Genomic DNA, 18,665 nt, shown 5'->3' with positions numbered 1-18,665 from the left:
CAAGAAAAAGACGGTCAAGCAACTCAAATTAAGAGTTGGATTGATCGTCTTTTGGCATCTGAGGGTTAGTTTTTTCCCAGACACTTATTTTTTTATTTTAATTAACCAGCGTATTGATCCAAAATTTGGTTCAACTTTTCCTTTGGAGTGTAACCAGTTAAACGATCAACAATTTGACCATTCTTCTTAATAATCAAAGTTGGGATAGCCATAATACCAAGATTCTTAGCAGTTTCTTGATTGTGGTCAACATCCATCTTTGTAAACTTAACATCTTGACGTTCTTCTGCCAATTGGTCAATTACTGGTGATTGCATCTTACATGGACCACACCAAGTTGCCCAAAAGTCTGTTAAAACAACGCCATCTTTAGTTTCTTCTTCAAAATTTTGATCAGTAATTGCATCAACCATATGCTTTACCTCTTTCAATTAATATCGTTTTATCTTTAAATCTATATTAATAATATATCAGTTTTACTTACTTTTTACAAGAGGATTGCTTACTTTAATTTAACAATTGTGGCACCATTACCGCCTTCGTTAGCAGGCGCGTAATTAAAGCCTTTAACGTGGTTACTGCTACGCAAATATTGCCAAACGCCTTTACGGATTGCACCAGTACCGATCCCATGAATAATAGTTACAATATCTAAACCTGCCAGTAATGCGGAATCAATATAACGATCTAAATTAGTCATGGCTTCATCGTAGCGTTGACCACGCAAGTCTAACTCGCTATGTGCATTACTACGTCTAATTGCACTTGTTGCTCTAACCAATTTTTTCTTAGGTTGTGTATTATTCTTATCGATTCTCTCAATATCGCGGTCACTAACTTTGACTTTAATGATCCCCATTTGAACCTCATATTCATGTTCAGACAATTTCTTGGTAATAGTACCTGTTTGTCCATATGAAAGGACCTTTACTTGATCCCCTACACTTACATGATGACGCCGTTTTTCACGCTGTAAGACTTTATTATGGGCTAAATTGTGGGCCTGACGCTCTAGGCTATTAAGTTCACCCTTAGCTTCAATAATTTTATTTTCTTTAACGCCAGCATTTTTCTGCTTTTCCAGCTCGGCAATAATTTTATCAGCCTTTTTACGTCTCTTAGCTACAACTTCATTAGCTCTTTCTTGCGCAAAATCGAGTTGCTTTTGAACACGTTGGTTGTACCAATCAAGCGCTTGTTGCAATTTTTGTTCAAGTTTTTGACTGCGATCTAAACTCGTTTCGAATCGGTTGCGAGCTGTAGTAGCCGCCTTAGTTTGCGCATTTAATTTAGCAATCATCTTATTAATATCAGAATCCTCATCTGACATTAAGTTTTGCGCATTTTTAACTACATCTTCACGCATCCCCAGCCTACGAGCAATCGCAAAAGCATTACTGTGACCTGGAATACCAATTTGTAAATGGTATGTTGGTGATAAAGTCTTTAAGTCAAATTCCATCGATGCATTAGTAGTGCGTGGTCTGTTATATCCGTAAAGCTTCAATTCAGGATAGTGCGTAGTGACCATGATCTTAGCATCTTTCTTGCGCAAAAAGTCCAAAATGCTAATAGCTAAACTGGCACCTTCTTCTGGGTCGGTTCCTGCACCAATTTCATCAATTAAAACCAAGGTTTCTTTATCTACATTTTTCATAATGGCAATAATGTCATTAATGTGTGATGAAAAAGTACTTAATGATTGTTCGATTGATTGTTCATCACCAATGTCAGCGTAAACTTCTTTGAATACGCCAACTTTACTGCCTTCTTCAGCTGGAATAAATAAACCAGACTGAGCCATCAATTGCAGCAAGCCAGCGGTCTTAAGAGTAATAGTCTTACCACCGGTGTTTGGCCCAGTAATCAGCATTGTATCAAAATCGCCGCCTAAACGAATATCATTAGGAACAACTTTTTCTGGATCAATTAATGGATGGCGTGCATTTCGTAATTCCAGCGAATGATCCTGAGTCAACTTAGGCTCGCTAGCTTTCATTTGCTTAGCCAATTTTGCCTTTGCTTGCAAAAAGTCTAAACGAGTTAATGCATTAGCAATATTATTGATGCTATCAATTTCTTCTCTAGCTAAGCCAGACAAGTTTTTCAAAATATTGCGGATTTCTTGTTTTTCTTGAGCAATTAAGTTTTGCTGGCGGTTGTTCAAGTTCAAAACTGCTTCAGGCTCAATAAATAAAGTCTGACCACTTGCACTTTGATCATGAACTACCCCACCAAACTTGCCACGATATTCCTGCTTAACTGGAATAACATAGCGATCATCACGAATAGTAACGATTTGTTCAGACAAGTACTTGCTGCTATTTCCTTTGGTATAAGCATCCATCCGGTTCTTAATGTCTTCTTCGTTACTACGCATATCGTGACGCAAACGTGCTAATGCGCTTGAAGCTGTATCAAGTACTTCACCATCATAATCAACAGATTTTTTTAATTCTTTAAATAAAAGGTCTGGAACATCTAACTGATCCAAAACTGAATCGATAGCTGATAAGTTAAGCTTTTCATCATCAACATCTTCCAGAAATTCGTTAATCTCATTGGCTAAGCTTAAAACAAGAAGTAAATTACCCAATTCCTGAGCATTCAGATTTGCTTTTACACTCAATCTTTTAGTGCTAGGATGAACATCTTGAAAATCAGTTAACGGAAGTTGTCCTTTAACTCGCAATAAGTCAGCCAATGCTAAAGTTTGTTTTAATTCATTTTGTACTCGGTCAAAATTATCACTCGGTCTTAACTTCAATGCCGCATCTTTAGCTGGAGCGGTAATTGCTAATTTACTTAATCTTTTAGTAATTTCACCGAACTCTAAGATCTTTAAAATTTTATCATTCATAGCTATTTATATTTCTTTTTATAAATTAACAAAAAGGACCAGCCGCAGCTAGTCCTTTTTTATTATTTACCACTTAGGCGATCATCATCCAAGAAAGTATTCAAAACTCCTTGTACCATGTCCCATTCATCATCAGATTCAATCTCATGCAAATCACTGCTAGTGACATCACCTGCGTCATCTGCATCATAACTGAAAGCCTGTACTTCAATATCTTCATCGTCCCCAACAGCGGCTGGATAAAGAAGTACGTATGACTTATCATAATCATCTGAATGAAAAGTAAATAATACTTCATACAATTCTTCATTACCTTGATCATCGATCAAAGTAATTTGACGATCTTGATCGTCACCATTAACTTGTGCTGCCATATTAATCCTTTCGGTGTAAATCCAAATAATTTTGCAAGATGAGCACCGCTGCCATCTGATCAATCACTTGTTTACGTTTTTTACGATCATGAATACCTGCATCTTCTACGAGTACTCGGCGTGATTCGATAGTTGTTAATCTTTCATCAGAATAATGCACGGGCAAGCCAAACTTTTCTTCGAGTCTTTTACCGTAAGCCTTACTGCGGGCAACTGAAGCTCCCGAAGTGCCATCCATATTCTTAGGCAGACCTAATACAAAGCCATCTACTTCATATTGTCTAACTAACTTTTTTAATGGACGCATCCCAAAATTATATCTAGTTTCATCAATTTTAATAGTTTCTAACTTCTGTGCAGTAATTCCTAATTCATCACTGACCGCAACACCCACAGTTTTAGAGCCTATATCTAAACCTAATAATCGCATTATTTATTCTTACCAAGATAGCTCTTAACGAGTTCCTCAATAATTTCATCACGTTCGTGCTTAAGAATTAAGTTACGGGCATCATTATGCCGTGGAATATAAGCAGGATCGCCAGAAAGTAAATAACCTACAATCTGGTTGACAGGATTATAGCCCTTTTCTTCAAGCGCATTGTAAACATCTTGCAGAGTGTCATAAACATTCTTTCCTTTATTTTGGTTAAAGTCAAAATGCATAGTCTTATCTAGCGAACTCATATTTATTCCTCCTGTCAACAATTTTACTTGAAAAAAAGCTTAAACACAATTAATTAATTCTTAGTTCTTTGAAATTTCTTCGATCACAGCCTTGATAGCGTCGTTAAGACCTTCTGGCTTCTTACCACCGGCTTGAGCCATGTTAGGACGACCACCGCCGCCACCACCAAAGATTGGAGCAGCCTTCTTAATTAAGTCGCCAGCCTTAAGACCCTTGTCTAAGGCCTTTTGATTCAAGCTAATAATCATATTAGCCTTGCCATCATTTTCAGCAGCTAAAACTAAGACGTCTGACTTGTTGCCACTCTTCCAGTTGTCAGCAAGTTCACGAAGGTCGTTCATGCCGTTAACATCTGCAATAGTAGCAATTACAGTCAAGTCACCAGCTTGTTTTACATCATCAAAGATTTGACCAGCCTTAGCTTGGTTGATTTGCTTAGTCAAAGCTTCAACTTGCTTTTGACTATCATGTAAGTCACTTTCAAGTGAGTCAATTTTATCAATAATGTTGTCTGGCTTAGTTGCCTTAACTTCTGCTTGAATATCATCAAGTAAACCTGAACGATTTGCTAAGTATTCGTATGCCTTCTTTGAAGTTACAGCTTCAATTCTACGCATACCAGCACCAACAGCTGATTCAGAAGTAATCTTGAAGATACCGATTTGGTTAGTGTTATCACAGTGAGTACCACCACAGAATTCTGATGAGAAGTCACCCATTTGAACAACACGAACCTTGTCACCGTACTTACCATCAAAGAGGGCTAAAGCACCCATCTTTTCACCTTCTTCAGGTGTAGTGATAGTAGTCTTAACATCGATAGCTTCCCAAATCTTTTGGTTAACTAATTCTTCAACTGACTTAATTTCACGTGGAGTCATTGGTTCCATAGCAGTGAAGTCAAATCTCAAGTAGTCAGGATCAACTAATGAACCTGCTTGGTGAGTATGTTCACCTAAAACTTGACGAAGTGCAGCGTGAAGCAAGTGGGTTGCTGAGTGTGAGTGACGTAAACCTTCACGACGTTCCTTGTCGATCTTCAAAATATATTCCTTGCCCTTTTCCATTGGCAAAATAAGGTCAACAAAGTGCAAGTTTTGGTCGTTAGGTGCGTGTTGAACGTCAGTAACCTTAGCTACAAGTTCACCATCTTGGCTGTAAATATCACCATGGTCGGCAACTTGACCACCACGTTCTGCGTAGAATGGAGTCTTATCAAATACTAAAGTTGCGTGTTCGCCATCAGCCTTGTCAACTAACTTATCGTCAACAACGATGTCAAGAAGCTTGGCATGTGGTTCTTCATAAGTATCACGTTCAAAGACTGACTTGTCCTTAATGTTCATCAAAGTTACATCTTGACGACCCATTGATTGAAGATCACCACGAGCCTTACGTGCACGTTCCTTTTGAGCTTGCATTTCAGCATCAAAGCCCTTCTTATCAACCTTAAGGCCAGCATCTTGAGCTGATTCAAAGGTCAATTCGTATGGGAAGCCATAAGTATCAAACATCTTGAAGGCATCCTTACCTGAGATGGTCTTGCCATCTGACTTCTTAGCCTTATCAATTAAGTCATCAAGCAAAGTCAAACCAGTATCAAGAGTAGCTTGGAATCTTTCTTCTTCGTTTTGAATTACATTTTCGATAAAGCCGCGTTGATCCATAACTTCTGGGTAGTGGCTTTGCATAATCTTACCAACAACTGGTACAAGCTTGTAAAGAAAGGCCCCCTTGATGCCCAAACGTTGACCGTTAAGGTCGGCACGACGAATCAAACGACGAAGAACGTAACCACGACCTGAGTTTGATGGAAGAGCACCATCAGCAATAGCAAAACTTACGGCACGAACGTGGTCGGCAATAATCTTGAATGCAGTAGTGTCCTCTTTGTTTTCACCGTACTTCTTACCGTCAGTCATTTCTTCAGTAGCGTGAATAATTGGCAAGAATAAGTCAGTTTCAAAGTTAGTTGGTGCATCTTGCAAAATTGAAAGTACACGTTCAAGCCCCATACCAGTATCGATGTTCTTGTGTGGTTGGTCTACGTACTTACCATTTGGCAAGTGGTTGTATTGTGAAAATACGATGTTCCAAATTTCAAGGTAACGTGCATTTTCACCACCTGGGAAGTTTTCTGGATCGTCTTCAGCAACGTCGTTGTTTTCTTGACCACGGTCGTAGAAAATTTCAGTATCAGGACCACATGGACCTTCACCAATATCCCAGAAGTTGTCTTCTAACTTAACAATATGGTCTGCTGGCATACCAGCTTTTTCCCAGACACGTTGTGAATCAACGTCTTTTGGATAAACAGTACAGTAAAGCTTTTCCTTTGGTAAGCCAAGCCACTTAGGACTAGTTAAGAATTCCCAAGCCCAAGGAATAGCTTCATCTCTAAAGTAATCACCTACTGAGAAGTTACCAAGCATTTCAAAGAAAGTTTGGTGACGAGCGGTCTTACCAACATTTTCAATATCGTTAGTTCTGATTGACTTTTGAGAAGAAGTAATTCTGTGGTTCTTTGGTACAACTGAACCATCAAAATATTTCTTCATAGTAGCAACACCAGAGTTAATCCAAAGAAGAGTTGGGTCATCTTGTGGAATAAGTGATGCACTTGGCATAATCATATGGCCATGATCCTTGAAGAAGTCAAGGAACATTTGGCGAAACTCTGAACTAGTTAGTTTCTTCATTTTTATCTCCCATAAACAAAATAAAAAACACCATTGCTTACTCAAGGACGCTCCGCGCGCGGTACCACCTTGATTGCAACAGTGTTTGTTACCTCTTGATATTCTTAATTAATACAACTTAAAGGAGCATCTGTTAAAGCGAATTAAGCCCTCTCACCAATTGGCTCTCTCTTTGAAATTCAACTTTAATAGACATATCTTAAGCTGAAAATAATTGTACTACAAAATCCTCGTCTGTCAACGTCCTTGTTCACGCTTGCGTTTTCTTAAACGCTTAGCTTTTCTAATCTCATGACGTTGTTCAAGCTTACGCTTTTGACGATTATCTTCTTGAATTGCTCGCTTAATCTTCTTCTTGTAGCCAGGCTTACGCTTTCTCTTTTCTTTTTTAACGTAACCAACTAACTTAGTATCAAGCTTGCGATTCTTACCTTGACGGTTCTCACGACTGCGGTAATGCTTACGTGGTACTAATTCACCATTCTTAAGTTCAACAAAGTCAAAATGAACGCCCATCTTTTCCAAATCTTCGATTCGATTCATTTCTTCTTCACGAATTAAAGTAATCGCATGACCTGATAAACCATTACGGCCGGTACGACCAATCCGGTGAATTACAAATTCGATATCACGTGGTATTTCATAGTTAATAACTAAACTTACCCCATCGATATCAAGACCACGTGCTGCTAAGTCAGAAGCAACAACATATTGAAATTGTCCTTGCTCAACTTGACGCAAAGTCCGCTTTCTTTCTCGCTCAGTTACCCCACCATGAATCTTAGCTACCTTTAAGCCTTGATCTTGCAAGTATCTAGTTAATTCATCAACAGTTTGTTTTGTATTTGCAAAAACCAAAGCCAAGTATGGTTGACCCATAGTCAATAACTTGTACAAAATGCTCTTACGGTTCTTTGAACCAATATCAAGCAAATCATTCTTAATTGTAGGTGCAATGACACTTGGATTATCGATCACGATTTGATCTGGGTGAGCCATGTACTTACGCAAGAAGTTAGATAGCTTAACTGGAATAGTAGCTGAAAAAGCTGCAATTTGTACATCCTTAGGCATCTTGCTTGCTACTTGATCAATATCAGCCAAAAAGCCCATGTCAAGAGTCATATCAGCCTCGTCGATAACAAAAGTTTTAACTTGATCAACAACGAATACCTTTTTTTGTACAAAGTCAAGGAGTCGTCCAGGAGTGGCAATTACCAACTGTGGCGTATTATTTTGATACTTTTCTAACTGACGTTCACGGTCAGTACCACCAGCAAGGTGAGCGATAGAAAAGTGCATCCCTGCCGCATCTCTTAATTGACGTGCCACTTGATAAAGCTGATCAGCTAATTCACGACTAGGCAAAGTCACAATTGCTTGTACATAGTGAGCATCTTCATCAATTTCATTAAAGATAGGCACCAAATAAGCATGTGTCTTACCTGACCCAGTTGCAGCTTGTACTACAACACTTAAATCAGAAAGCATTGCGGGAATAACTTTTTCCTGCACCTTAGTTGGCTTTTCAAAATGGATCTTCTTTAACCCCTCTTGAATAGCTGGTTTAATTCTGGAATCTGCGAAAATATTATTCATGATCTTCTTTATACTTCTTAGTTACTTCAACAACTTCGGCAAAGACTTGCTTTACTTCGTCCATGTCCTTAGCATTGGCACCACTTGCTAATGCGTGGCCACCACCATCATGCTTAGCAGCTAATTCATTGATTACTGGACCCTTTGAACGGTAGTGCACACGGAAAGTGCCATCTGGCTTTTCAACAAATACGTTCCAAGCCAAAACATCCTTGATTCGACCTGGAGTTGAAACTGCAACATTAGCTTGATCATCAGTCAAACCTAACTTCTTCAAATCATCTTGCATCAAGATAGTGTAAGCAGCACCAACTGGATCGATTTCCATCTTGTCCATTGCTAATGCTTGAAGCTTAGCTTCATCAAAGGTTACATCGGCAATGTTTCTAGCGATTTCAGTAATATCAATACCGGTTGAAGCAAGTTGAGCTGCTACTTTAAAGGTATGTTCTGAAGTTTCTGGATACATAAAACGACCAGTATCGCCAACAATACCTGCGTAAAGTGGGTAAGCGACTTCTGGAGTAATCTTAAAGCCTTCTTCATTTAAGAAGTCAACGATGATTTGACAAGCTGCTGGAGCATTAGGATCAACATAACTCATATCAGCGTATGGATCTACATCTGGGTGGTGGTCGATCTTAATTAAAAAGTCACCCTTGTCGTAAAGCTTGTTTGAAATTCTTGGGGTATTAGCAGTATCAGTAGTAATTACCAATGCACCTTCGTAATCAGTTGCTTTAACTTGGTCCATATGATTAATCCAAGCTAAATCGCCTTCATCGTTTTCACCAGCACAAAGTACGCGCTTGTCTGGGAACTTTTCCATAATTGCACGAGCCAATCCAGCTTGTGAACCAATTGCATCTGGGTCAGGACTAGTGTGACGGTGCAAAATAATAGTTGGATATTGTAAGATTTTTTCGTAAATGTCATCAAAACTACTCATTATTTTTCCTCATCTTCTAAAAATTATCTGTATCTAGTTTACCAGAAAAAGGACTTCTTTTAGTAATCGAATAAATTGATTGCTTGATATTCATCCTGCTTAAAATCAGTCACAGTTACCCCGATTAACCGAATACCTTTTTCTAAAAAGTTACTGGCTTTATCAAACAAATCACGAGCACTGTCATAGAAATCATACTGGCTATTCGACGGTTTCGTCAATTTTCTGCGCTTAGTCACAGTATCAAAATCATTATCTCTAACTTTTATTACTACAGTTTGGGCAAAAAAGTTACGCTTTTTTAGTTCTTCTTCTAAATGTTTACAATAATGCCGAATGTGCGTCAACACTTCATCACGTGTATAAATAGCCGGTTCATAAGTGCGTTCCATACCAATCGATTTACGATTTGCATCTGAATCCGCAATGACCGGGCGCAAATCAATCCCATGTGCATGCTGCGCTAAGAAGTAGCCCATCTTCTTAAACTTTTTAATTAAAACAAAATCATCAACCTGCTGCAAATCCGCACCTGTATAAATCCCCATCTCATGTAACTGTTCTTGCGTTTTAGGACCTACGCCTGGAAATTTTTCGATTTTTTGCATCCCTAAAAATTGCTTAGCTTCATCAGGCAAAATAACGGTTCTGCCAAAGGGCTTGGCATATTCTGACCCCATTTTAGCCAAAAATTTATTATAAGAAACACCAAAAGATGAATTCAGTCCAAGCTCTGTTCGAATTCGGCGTTGCAAGCTAATTGCTAATTGGACCGCGGATTTTTGTCCTAACTTATTATGGGTGACATCAAGATAAGCTTCATCTAAAGCAATTGATTCTACCTTATCTGTAATATCATGCATAAAAGAATGGATCTCAGCTGATACGCTCCGATATTTCTTAAAGTCAGGTCTAATAAAAACTAATTCCGACTTTGGAATCAACTTAACCGCCTTAATCGCAGGCATTGCCGAATGAACGCCGTACTTTCGAGCTATATAATTACAAGTTGCTACAACTCCATGCCCACCATTATTACGAGGATCTTGCCCGATAACTAGTGCCTTATTTTTTAATTCTGGATTTCTTTGAGTTTCAACTGAAGCGTAAAAAGCATCCATATCCAGATGTATAATCCGACGATGGATGTCGTTTTGCGGCAATAAATTTTGCTTATTCATAAATCCAATGTTCCGTTGGAGCCTCGAAGATATCGTTTGCTTCCTTTGGGCCCATTCTATATGGCAAATATTGAGCAATTTTGGCATTGCCTGCTTCATTTTCTTTTTGCCAATCAGCTTCAACAGAATCGATAAATTCCCAGTAACGTTTTAATTCGCTCCAATGGGTAAAGTTAGTTGAATCATTGACAAAAACATCATGTAAAAGCCGCTCATAGCCGTCTGGAACTTTTACCATTTCAGATTTTGAAAATTCATAGGTTAAATCTTCGCGTCTAATTCCTGGTTGATCGATCTTTTTACCATTAATGGTGATATAAATCTTGCTAGTAGGATCAATCTCAATCGTAATATTGTTGGAATGAGCTTGACCATAAGGATTATTGATATGCTTTAATACGATATCGATTCTATTCTTCTTTTCCTTAAATTCTTTACCGGTTCTAAAGTAAATCGGTACCCCAGCAATTGGGCCTTCCTTAAATTTAACTTTACCAGCTACAAAGGTCTCAGTAGTAGAATTTTCATCTACATTTGGTTCTTGTTTATAAGCAAAAGTAGTATCACTACCTAAATATTGACCGCGAACAAAATCTTTTTTCACTTCCTCTGGACTAGGAATGATCATGCCTTCAAGCAAATCTTGCTTAGCCTTGTGGACACTAGCAGAAGTTAAATCTTTAGGTTCTGGCATAGCAAGCAAAGTAATGATCTGGAAGATATGATTTTGAACCATATCACGCAAAGCGCCAGAAGTATCATAGTAACCACCACGTGCTTCTACTCCCAATCGTTCTGCTAAAGTAACTTGAATATTTTTAATGTAATCAGCTGACCAAATATTTTTGATTAAAGGATTGGTAAAACGCATTGGCATAATGTTTTGAACCATTTCTTTGCCCAAATAGTGGTCAATTCTAAAGATATCATCTTCATTAAATGAAGCGGTAATTTCTTTATTTAATTTTTCGGCAGATGCCAAATCATGACCAAACGGCTTCTCTACTACGATTCGATTAAAGCCACTACCTGTTAAGCATTGGTCATTGATATGTGTAGCAATCGTACCGAAGAATCTTGGGGCCATTGCCATGTAAAAGAGACGGTTTCCATGTGCGCAATAACGATCGTCTAATTCTTGAGCTAATTTTTTCAGTGTCTCATAGTGTTCAACATTTGTAACATCATGTGATTGATAGTAAAAATGGCTAGCAAAATGCTTTAAACTATTTTCATCAACCTCATCGTGAGTTTCATGAACGGCATCACTAACTTGTTCACGTAAATATTCGTGTGACCAAGGTCTACGAGCTGTTCCAATTACGGCAAAATTATCATGAATTAAGCCTTGTTGATACAAATTAAACAAAGCTGGGTAAAGCTTACGGTGAGCTAAATCACCACTACCACCAAAAATAATCATAACTACAGGAATATTTTTCATAATACTATCCTTTTCTTTAATTTGCTTTTTTAAATCATTTCTATTTTACAACAAGCTTTTTCATGGCAAAACAAAAAGCGTCTGAATTGACGCTTTTGCTATTATTAATTATTTGTCTTCTTTAGTTTCATCTGAAGAAGCATCAGTGCTCTTAGTATCTTCTTTAGCAGGTGCATCTTCAGTCTTATCTGCTGCAGGAGCATCATTTTCTTCAACTGGTGCTGCAGCAGGAATAACGCGGCGAACGGACATTCTTTCGAAAGTTAAGTAAATACCGTCTGCATCTACTACGATAGTCTTGTCACTGTTGATCTTATCAACTTTAGCGTGCAAACCATCAACTAAAACAACGCCGTCACCCTTCTTCAACTTATCCATCATTTGCAATCTTTGTTGTTGTTGCTTCTTTTGCGGACGAATCATACCAAAGTAAGTAAAACCGATCAAAACGATAAATAAGACGATCATCATCATGTTGCTGCCACCAGCAGCGCCAGCATTTGCTAAAAATAAAGTATTCAAATCTTTCACCTCATAAAATTATTGTCTAGATATTATGTCTATTATACAGAAAATAATATTATTTATCACCTGGAACAGGAAAACCTAATTGCAAATATGCCTTGTCTGTCACCATTCGCCCACGTGGTGTAAGCAAAATAAATCCATGCTGCAACAAATAAGGCTCATAGAGTGATTCAATTGTTTCCATATCTTCACCTACATTAGCAGCCAAGGTTCTAATGCCAACAGGTCCACCATTGTAGCCTTCAATCATTGTCCGTAACAAACGACGGTCAGTCTGATCTAATCCCTCGTCATCCACTTGAAGCTGCTTCAATGCACCTTCAGTTGTAGCAAGAGAAATTGTCTTTTCACCTTTAACTTCCGCAAAATCACGAACACGTTTCAAAAGACGGTTAGCTACACGCGGCGTTCCTCGAGACCTTCGGGCTAATTCATGAGCCGCCTCAGGTGCAATTGAAGTATGGAAAACATCACTTGATCGTTGGACAATCTTTTCTAGTTCATCAATTGTGTAATACTGCATGTGTTCAACGATACCAAATCGATCTCGGAGTGGTGCAGATAATTGACCAGCCAAGGTTGTTGCCCCAATCAAAGTAAATGGTGGCAACGGCACGTGAACAGCATGTGTAGTCTGCCCTTCACCAATTACGATATCAATATAGTAGTCTTCCATTGCTGAATACAAAACTTCTTCAACAGGCTTAGCAAGACGATGAATTTCATCAATAAAAAGCACATCCCCTGGATCAAGATCTGAAAGTAGTGCTACTAAATCCCCCGCTTTTTCAATCGCAGGACCACTTGTACTCTTTAAATGCACGCCAAGTTCATTTGCAATTACAAAAGCTAAAGTTGTCTTACCTAAACCTGGTGGTCCATAAAGCAAGACATGATCTAAAGCCTCATCACGCTGTTTTGCGGCTTTAATATAAATGGACATTTCTTTTTTAACACGCTTTTGACCTAAATATTGATCCAAAGTTTGGGGTCTTAAAGACAATTCCATTTGTTCTTCTTCAGAATTTTCTACTTCACCTGAAGTTACTGCATCTTCATTTTCTGCCACCAGTTTCACTTCCTCACTTATATCAATATTTACTATTATAGCAAGATCTACTTCTTAAGCAGTAATGCTAAACCTTTTTTAATGTATTGATCGGCTGTATCTGCATTAACTTCTTCAAGCTTAGGAGTAATGCGGTCGACTTCTTTTTGAGTATAACCTAAAGCAATTAATGCTAACAAAGCATCATTCAATGCTGGCGAGATATTTCCTTGTTCTTCATCTTGACGATCAAGTCGAGCAACATAATCGCCTAGCTTGCCCTTCAAATCAAGCACAATCTGAGACGCCGTCTTTTTGCCGACACCAGGAAAACGAGTTAAATATTTTACTTCTCCCTGTTCAATTGCTTCGGCTAAAGAGTTGGCATCTTCAGCTGCCATGATTGCTAAGGCACTCTTAGGACCAATCCCACTAACGCTTAAGAGTTTAAGAAAGAGCCCCTTATCATCTTCACTTTGAAAACCATAAAGAGTAATTCCTGTATCTCTTACAATTTGTTCAATAAAGATCTTAGCTTTATCTCCCTTTTGGTAAGCAAAAGGAGTTGGGCTATATACTTTATAACCTACGCCATTTACATCGACTACGATATAACTTGGTGTAATAACTGTAACTATTCCTTCAAAATATTCGTACATTTATTATTCATCCTTCTTGAACATTTTTCTTAACTCGTTCTGACTTATCCGCACTAAAATTAACTGACCATCTGCATCATGATAAGGATCGGACGTTTTACGCAGATCCGCAATAATTTGTGCACCTTCTGCAGCGGATAAATTGATTTTACCTTTAACATTGCGTTTAGCTTCTAACGCTGCTACTCGCTTAAATAAATTTTGTGATTTACCCTTATCAAGATTCAAATAATTATCCAAAATTTCACGGATGGATTCTTCGACATGCTCATGAATCCATGTAGGATACGAACGCACAATAAAACTATTTTGACCAAATTCATCTAAATAAATGCCTAGTTGCTTAATTTGATCAATTTTATCTTTAATTTGCAAAAAATCCAAATTACCAAATTCCAACACAATCGGTGTCAGCAAACCTTGCTGCACTATTTTTTTAGAAGTAATAGTTTGATAGATTTGTTCAAATTGAAGACGGCGTCTGGCGGCCACTTGATCAATCAAATATAAATCACCATCATTTTCAGCCAGTATATACGTATCCATTTTCCCAACATAAGCAAGGCGCGGCAAATTATTGGCTAAAGTTTCATCCCCCGTCGAAATAACTTCTTGATCTACTTTTTTATTGCTAAACGGCATCAATTTTTGTTGCAAGGCAACATTCTCATCCCAGGTTTTAGTAATGATATATTGATCATCCTCACGTGGAATATTGATATCCACATAGTTATGCGTAGTTTCTTTTTTAGGCTCCTCAGCTTTTTTAGCTTCTTGTTTTACTAAAAACTCTGGCTTCTCAGCTTCTTCATGAACTTCCGGCGTCTTACGCGTTGTATTGACAACGTCTTGATTGAGGTTGAACTCTAATTGATCAACTAAAGTCTCACGTTTATTTTCTAAATTGGCAAAGCCACTACTTTGTTCAGTTTTATCTAGCAAAGCATCGCTAATAGCACCAGTGATCAGACGACTAAGTTCTTTTTCTTTAGATAAACGTACCTCTTGCTTAGTGGGATGGACGTTCACATCTACTAATAATGGATCAACATGAATAGCGATCACGACAATAGGATAATGACGTGCCGTTAATTTTGAACCGTAGCCATCCATAATGGCATTATTCAATTGAAAATTCTTGATATAACGGCCATTCAATAAGATCGAGATAAAGTTGCGCGTAGAACGAGTTAATTCCGGCTTGGACATTAATCCTGTAATCTTAAAATCACTGTCTTTTGCTTCAAAACTTTCCATTTTTTCAGCAATATGACGGCCATATACATTAGCAATCGTCTGTTTTAAATTGCCATTGCCAGTTGTTCTGAGTAAAATTTTACCCGTATTTGACAAGGTAAACGAAACTTGCGGATAACCTAAAGATAAACGGTTAATAATATCCACAATTTTCATAATTTCAGTCCGTGGACTACGTAAATACTTTAATCGCGCAGGCGTGTTAAAGAATAGGTCTCGAACTGTAATTTTAGTTCCTTTCTGTGACGCTGCATCTTCCTGGCCTTTTTTACTGCCGCCACTAAATTCTGCCTTAATCCCAATCACATTTTCTGTGGCTGTCACAATTTCGACATGACTAACAGCGGAAATTGAAGCTAAAGCTTCACCACGAAATCCTAAAGTAGAAACCTTGAACAAATCATGCTCATTGTTAATCTTGCTTGTGGCATGCCTAGTAAATGCTAAATCTACTTGATCACGTGCAATTCCAGTTCCATTATCTTGGACTACAATTTGCTTTAATCCGGCATCAATAAAATCGACTCTAATTCTCGTTGCACCAGCATCAAGTGAATTTTCCACAAGTTCTTTAACTACACTAGCAGGACGCTCTATTACTTCACCCGCTGCAATCTGATTAGTTAAATTTTCAGATAGCTCGTGAATTTTAGCCATTACTTATCATCCTTCAAGTCCTTTTGCCAATCAGCTACCATTTGCATGATTTGCAATGGTGTCTTATCAGCTAAATAAAGATTAGAAATATCATCAAGCACATCTTGTTCCGCATCGGTCATCGGACTATTTTCACTGTCATTATCTTCAATTTCATCAGAATCCGTTACTGGTTGAGCAAATAAATCAAGTTGCTGACTAACTGGTGCCAGTTCACTCCCCTGTGCTTCTAAGTGCTTCAATAATTTAGTTGCCTCACGTAAAACGGCACGTGGCAAGCCAGCAAGTTGTGCAACGTGGATACCATAACTTTGATCAGCAGGACCTGGTAAGATTTTATGTAAGAAAATTAACTTACCATTTTCTTCAGTTGCACCAACATGGATATTTTTCAAATGATCAAGCGTTTCATCAAGGCTGGTTAATTCATGATAGTGCGTAGCAAAAAGTGCCTTGGCACCAACTTTATCATGCAAGTATTTAACAATAGCACCCGCTAAGGCCATACCATCATAAGTAGCCGTACCACGTCCAATTTCGTCAAATAAAACTAGACTGCGCTTCGTAGCATATTGCAAAGCATCGTTTGCCTCGCTCATTTCCACCATGAAAGTACTTTGACCAGAAATCAAATCATCAGCTGCACCAATACGAGTAAAGATTTGATCAAAGATAGGTAAAGCTGCACTATCAGCAGGGACAAATGAACCAACTTGCGCCATAATGGCAATTAACGCCATCTGCCGCATATAAGTACTCTTACCTGACATGTTTGGTCCAGTAATCAAAAAGATATTTGTAGCAGAATCCATCTTCACATCATTAGGAATATATGAACCTGCAGTCATTACTTTTTCCACAACCGGGTGACGACCATTAACGACGTCAATATCTTGACTATCAGTGTGGAAAGATGGGCGACAATAATTGTTTTGTTCAGCAACTGTAGCGAAGCCACAATAAACATCTAAGGCAGCTAATTGATTACCCAATTTTTGCAAAGCAGGAATGTACTTCTTGACTTCATCACGCAATTGAACAAATAAATCATATTCAAGATCAGTTGAACGAGTCTGCGCCTCTAAAATTAAATTTTCATGCTCTTTCAACTCTGGAGTAATGTAGCGTTCTGCATTAGTTAAAGTTTGCTTACGAGTATAGCGATCAAGAGGCACCTTACTCTTGTTACCATTAGATACTTGAATATAGTAGCCAAAGACCTTATTGAAACCGACTTTCAAGTTGTCAATGCCTGTCTTTTGACGTTCATCAGTTTCCATTTGAACAAGCCACTTTTTACCATTGTTCATGGCATCCCGATAGCGATCGAGTTGTTTATCCACACCATCTCTAATTAATCCACCGTCTGTGGTTAAAAGTGGTGGATCTTTTACTAGAGTAGTAGAAATTAATTCAGCAACACCCTTTAAAGGATCAATTTTTTTGGCGAAATCTGTCAAAACATCACTGTCAGATTGATTAAGTGCATCAAGAATAACCGGCACTGCTTGCAAAGAACGCGACAATTGCAATAATTCACGGGCATTAACATTGCCAAAGGCAATTCGTCCTGTTAAACGTTCTAGGTCATATACACCTTTTAAGGCATCAATCACATTTTCTCGAGTAAAATAGCCATCAAGCAATGCTTGAACCATTTCTTCACGATGATTAATGATATCCACATTTAACAATGGACGGGCCAACCATTGCTTGAGTAGACGACCTCCCATGGCGGTATGGGTCTTGTCTAATATCCAGAAGAGTGACCCCATCTTTTTACCGGTCTTAGCTGATGCCACTAATTCCAAATTGTTTTGCACAGTATGTGACATCTGCAAATACTGATTTACTTCATAGCTCTTAGCAATTTGTAAGTGAGCTAAGCTTCGCTTCTGCGTTGAAAGCAAGTAACCGACTAATTGACGTGTTGCCTCTTTTTCGGCTGCATTGGTCAAATTTTGTTCAACATAAGAAATTTCCGCATGCTCGCCTTCAATTGGTGTAGGTGCTGAAACCGTAATATTTACCTTGTGCATAAAGTCCTTGTTTTGTTCAGTTAATGGACCGTTATACACAACTTCTCTTGTTCTCAAAGACAAAAGTTCATTAGAAACTGCGGCAAAGCTCTTCAAATGAGTAGAATAAATTTCACCGGTGGATAAATCACTGTAAGCTAAACCGAAGCCACTTTTAGTAGTAACTACAGAAGTTAAATAATTAGAATCCTTGGCATCATTAGGTCCTTCATTCATCATAGTACCCGGAGTTACTAGTTGAATGATGCCTCGCTTCACCATGCCTTTAGCTTTTTTAGGATCTTCAAGTTGTTCACAAAGAGCTACTTTATACCCTTTTTCAACCAAAGTATTCACATAAGTATCCACAGCCATGTGCGGAACGCCAGCCATTGGAATAGGGTTCTTGGTCTTATTTGAGCGATGTGTCAAAGTTAATTCTAGAATCTGTGCCCCTTTAACCGCATCATCTTCAAACAATTCATAAAAATCTCCGACGCGATAAAAAAGAAAGGCGTCAGGATATTGCTTCTTTATTTCATAATATTGCTCCATCATAGGAGTTGTTTTCTCAGCCATTTACGTCCCTTTCCTATTTTCATCTAGAGTGAGTTACTGTTAAGTATTATACGCTATAAAGGAAGAGAAATAGAGTAGAGGGAGTTTAATTCTCGCCCCTCTCATTGCACCGGACGTACGGTTCC

The 18,665-nt window shown here is 38.2% G+C and carries 16 protein-coding genes; 1 reads left to right on the top strand and 15 read right to left on the bottom strand.

The window, feature by feature from the left end; translation table 11 throughout:
- Positions 1-190, top strand: a 190-nt coding sequence (locus tag CP357_RS10570; RefSeq protein ID WP_233187231.1) for a hypothetical protein, incomplete at its 5' end; no start/stop codon positions are given.
- Here CP357_RS10570 and trxA read toward each other — a convergent pair.
- The 15 genes from trxA to mutS all read right to left on the bottom strand — a co-directional run bounded on the left by trxA (position 102) and on the right by mutS (position 18,519).
- Positions 102-413, bottom strand: coding sequence for a thioredoxin (trxA, locus tag CP357_RS06915; RefSeq protein WP_014563092.1), 312 nt, complete (start codon positions 411-413; stop codon positions 102-104). The genes CP357_RS10570 and trxA overlap by 89 nt on opposite strands.
- A gap of 89 nt (positions 414-502) precedes the next feature.
- On the bottom strand, positions 503-2,860 hold the full coding sequence (locus CP357_RS06910) for an endonuclease MutS2 (RefSeq protein ID WP_098036900.1): 2,358 nt from the start codon (positions 2,858-2,860) through the stop codon (positions 503-505).
- A gap of 62 nt (positions 2,861-2,922) precedes the next feature.
- Positions 2,923-3,234, bottom strand: coding sequence for a DUF1292 domain-containing protein (locus CP357_RS06905; RefSeq protein WP_025005180.1), 312 nt, complete (start codon positions 3,232-3,234; stop codon positions 2,923-2,925).
- Between the two features lies 1 nt (position 3,235).
- Positions 3,236-3,664 carry a Holliday junction resolvase RuvX gene (gene ruvX / locus CP357_RS06900; protein WP_025005181.1) on the bottom strand — a complete coding sequence of 143 codons (429 nt, stop codon included), beginning with the start codon at positions 3,662-3,664 and terminating at the stop codon, positions 3,236-3,238.
- Positions 3,664-3,921, bottom strand: coding sequence for an IreB family regulatory phosphoprotein (locus tag CP357_RS06895; protein ID WP_003627753.1), 258 nt, complete (start codon positions 3,919-3,921; stop codon positions 3,664-3,666). Before CP357_RS06895 ends, ruvX begins: the two co-directional genes overlap by 1 nt.
- 60 nt (positions 3,922-3,981) lie before the next feature.
- Positions 3,982-6,621, bottom strand: coding sequence for an alanine--tRNA ligase (alaS, locus tag CP357_RS06890; protein ID WP_098036899.1), 2,640 nt, complete (start codon positions 6,619-6,621; stop codon positions 3,982-3,984).
- A gap of 237 nt (positions 6,622-6,858) precedes the next feature.
- Positions 6,859-8,220 (bottom strand): DEAD/DEAH box helicase, encoded by a 1,362-nt coding sequence (locus CP357_RS06885; RefSeq protein WP_098036898.1) that lies wholly within the window; start codon positions 8,218-8,220, stop codon positions 6,859-6,861.
- Positions 8,213-9,169, bottom strand: coding sequence for a bifunctional oligoribonuclease/PAP phosphatase NrnA (locus CP357_RS06880; protein WP_098036897.1), 957 nt, complete (start codon positions 9,167-9,169; stop codon positions 8,213-8,215). Before CP357_RS06880 ends, CP357_RS06885 begins: the two co-directional genes overlap by 8 nt.
- Before the next feature lie 59 nt (positions 9,170-9,228).
- Positions 9,229-10,350, bottom strand: a complete 1,122-nt coding sequence (dinB, locus tag CP357_RS06875) for a DNA polymerase IV (protein WP_098036896.1) — start codon at positions 10,348-10,350, stop codon at positions 9,229-9,231.
- Positions 10,343-11,794 carry a glucose-6-phosphate dehydrogenase gene (gene zwf / locus CP357_RS06870; protein WP_098036895.1) on the bottom strand — a complete coding sequence of 484 codons (1,452 nt, stop codon included), beginning with the start codon at positions 11,792-11,794 and terminating at the stop codon, positions 10,343-10,345. The genes dinB and zwf overlap by 8 nt, the downstream gene beginning before the upstream one ends.
- Positions 11,795-11,902: 108 nt before the next feature.
- A complete protein-coding gene (gene yajC, locus CP357_RS06865) occupies positions 11,903-12,316 on the bottom strand; it encodes a preprotein translocase subunit YajC (protein WP_198995860.1) in 414 nt (137 codons plus the stop codon).
- 58 nt (positions 12,317-12,374) lie between these two features.
- Positions 12,375-13,391: a Holliday junction branch migration DNA helicase RuvB gene (gene ruvB, locus CP357_RS06860; RefSeq protein WP_087176006.1), complete on the bottom strand. Its 1,017-nt coding sequence runs from the start codon at positions 13,389-13,391 to the stop codon at positions 12,375-12,377.
- A 47-nt stretch (positions 13,392-13,438) separates the two neighbouring features.
- Positions 13,439-14,029 carry a Holliday junction branch migration protein RuvA gene (ruvA, locus tag CP357_RS06855; protein ID WP_098036893.1) on the bottom strand — a complete coding sequence of 197 codons (591 nt, stop codon included), beginning with the start codon at positions 14,027-14,029 and terminating at the stop codon, positions 13,439-13,441.
- Positions 14,030-14,032: 3 nt separating this feature from the next.
- Complete coding sequence (gene mutL, locus CP357_RS06850; protein WP_098036892.1) at positions 14,033-15,943, bottom strand: DNA mismatch repair endonuclease MutL; 1,911 nt, start codon at positions 15,941-15,943, stop codon at positions 14,033-14,035.
- Positions 15,943-18,519, bottom strand: coding sequence for a DNA mismatch repair protein MutS (gene mutS, locus CP357_RS06845; protein WP_098036901.1), 2,577 nt, complete (start codon positions 18,517-18,519; stop codon positions 15,943-15,945). The genes mutL and mutS overlap by 1 nt, the downstream gene beginning before the upstream one ends.
- Positions 18,520-18,665: the final 146 nt, after the last annotated feature.

The organism is Lactobacillus sp. UMNPBX6, from assembly GCF_002553975.1.
GTDB lineage: Bacteria > Bacillota > Bacilli > Lactobacillales > Lactobacillaceae > Lactobacillus > Lactobacillus gallinarum.
This window is presented reverse-complemented; position numbering and strand designations above follow the sequence as displayed.

What these genes read in the sequence shown, in the direction of transcription:
- trxA (WP_014563092.1), bottom strand. Translation starts at nt 413, where the DNA reads ATGGTTGATGCAATTACTGATCAAAATTTTGAAGAAGAAACTAAAGAT.
- CP357_RS06910 (WP_098036900.1), bottom strand. Translation starts at nt 2,860, where the DNA reads ATGAATGATAAAATTTTAAAGATCTTAGAGTTCGGTGAAATTACTAAA.
- CP357_RS06905 (WP_025005180.1), bottom strand. Translation starts at nt 3,234, where the DNA reads ATGGCAGCACAAGTTAATGGTGACGATCAAGATCGTCAAATTACTTTG.
- ruvX (WP_025005181.1), bottom strand. Translation starts at nt 3,664, where the DNA reads ATGCGATTATTAGGTTTAGATATAGGCTCTAAAACTGTGGGTGTTGCG.
- CP357_RS06895 (WP_003627753.1), bottom strand. Translation starts at nt 3,921, where the DNA reads ATGAGTTCGCTAGATAAGACTATGCATTTTGACTTTAACCAAAATAAA.
- alaS (WP_098036899.1), bottom strand. Translation starts at nt 6,621, where the DNA reads ATGAAGAAACTAACTAGTTCAGAGTTTCGCCAAATGTTCCTTGACTTC.
- CP357_RS06885 (WP_098036898.1), bottom strand. Translation starts at nt 8,220, where the DNA reads ATGAATAATATTTTCGCAGATTCCAGAATTAAACCAGCTATTCAAGAG.
- CP357_RS06880 (WP_098036897.1), bottom strand. Translation starts at nt 9,169, where the DNA reads ATGAGTAGTTTTGATGACATTTACGAAAAAATCTTACAATATCCAACT.
- dinB (WP_098036896.1), bottom strand. Translation starts at nt 10,350, where the DNA reads ATGAATAAGCAAAATTTATTGCCGCAAAACGACATCCATCGTCGGATT.
- zwf (WP_098036895.1), bottom strand. Translation starts at nt 11,794, where the DNA reads ATGAAAAATATTCCTGTAGTTATGATTATTTTTGGTGGTAGTGGTGAT.
- ruvA (WP_098036893.1), bottom strand. Translation starts at nt 14,029, where the DNA reads ATGTACGAATATTTTGAAGGAATAGTTACAGTTATTACACCAAGTTAT.
- mutL (WP_098036892.1), bottom strand. Translation starts at nt 15,943, where the DNA reads ATGGCTAAAATTCACGAGCTATCTGAAAATTTAACTAATCAGATTGCA.
- mutS (WP_098036901.1), bottom strand. Translation starts at nt 18,519, where the DNA reads ATGATGGAGCAATATTATGAAATAAAGAAGCAATATCCTGACGCCTTT.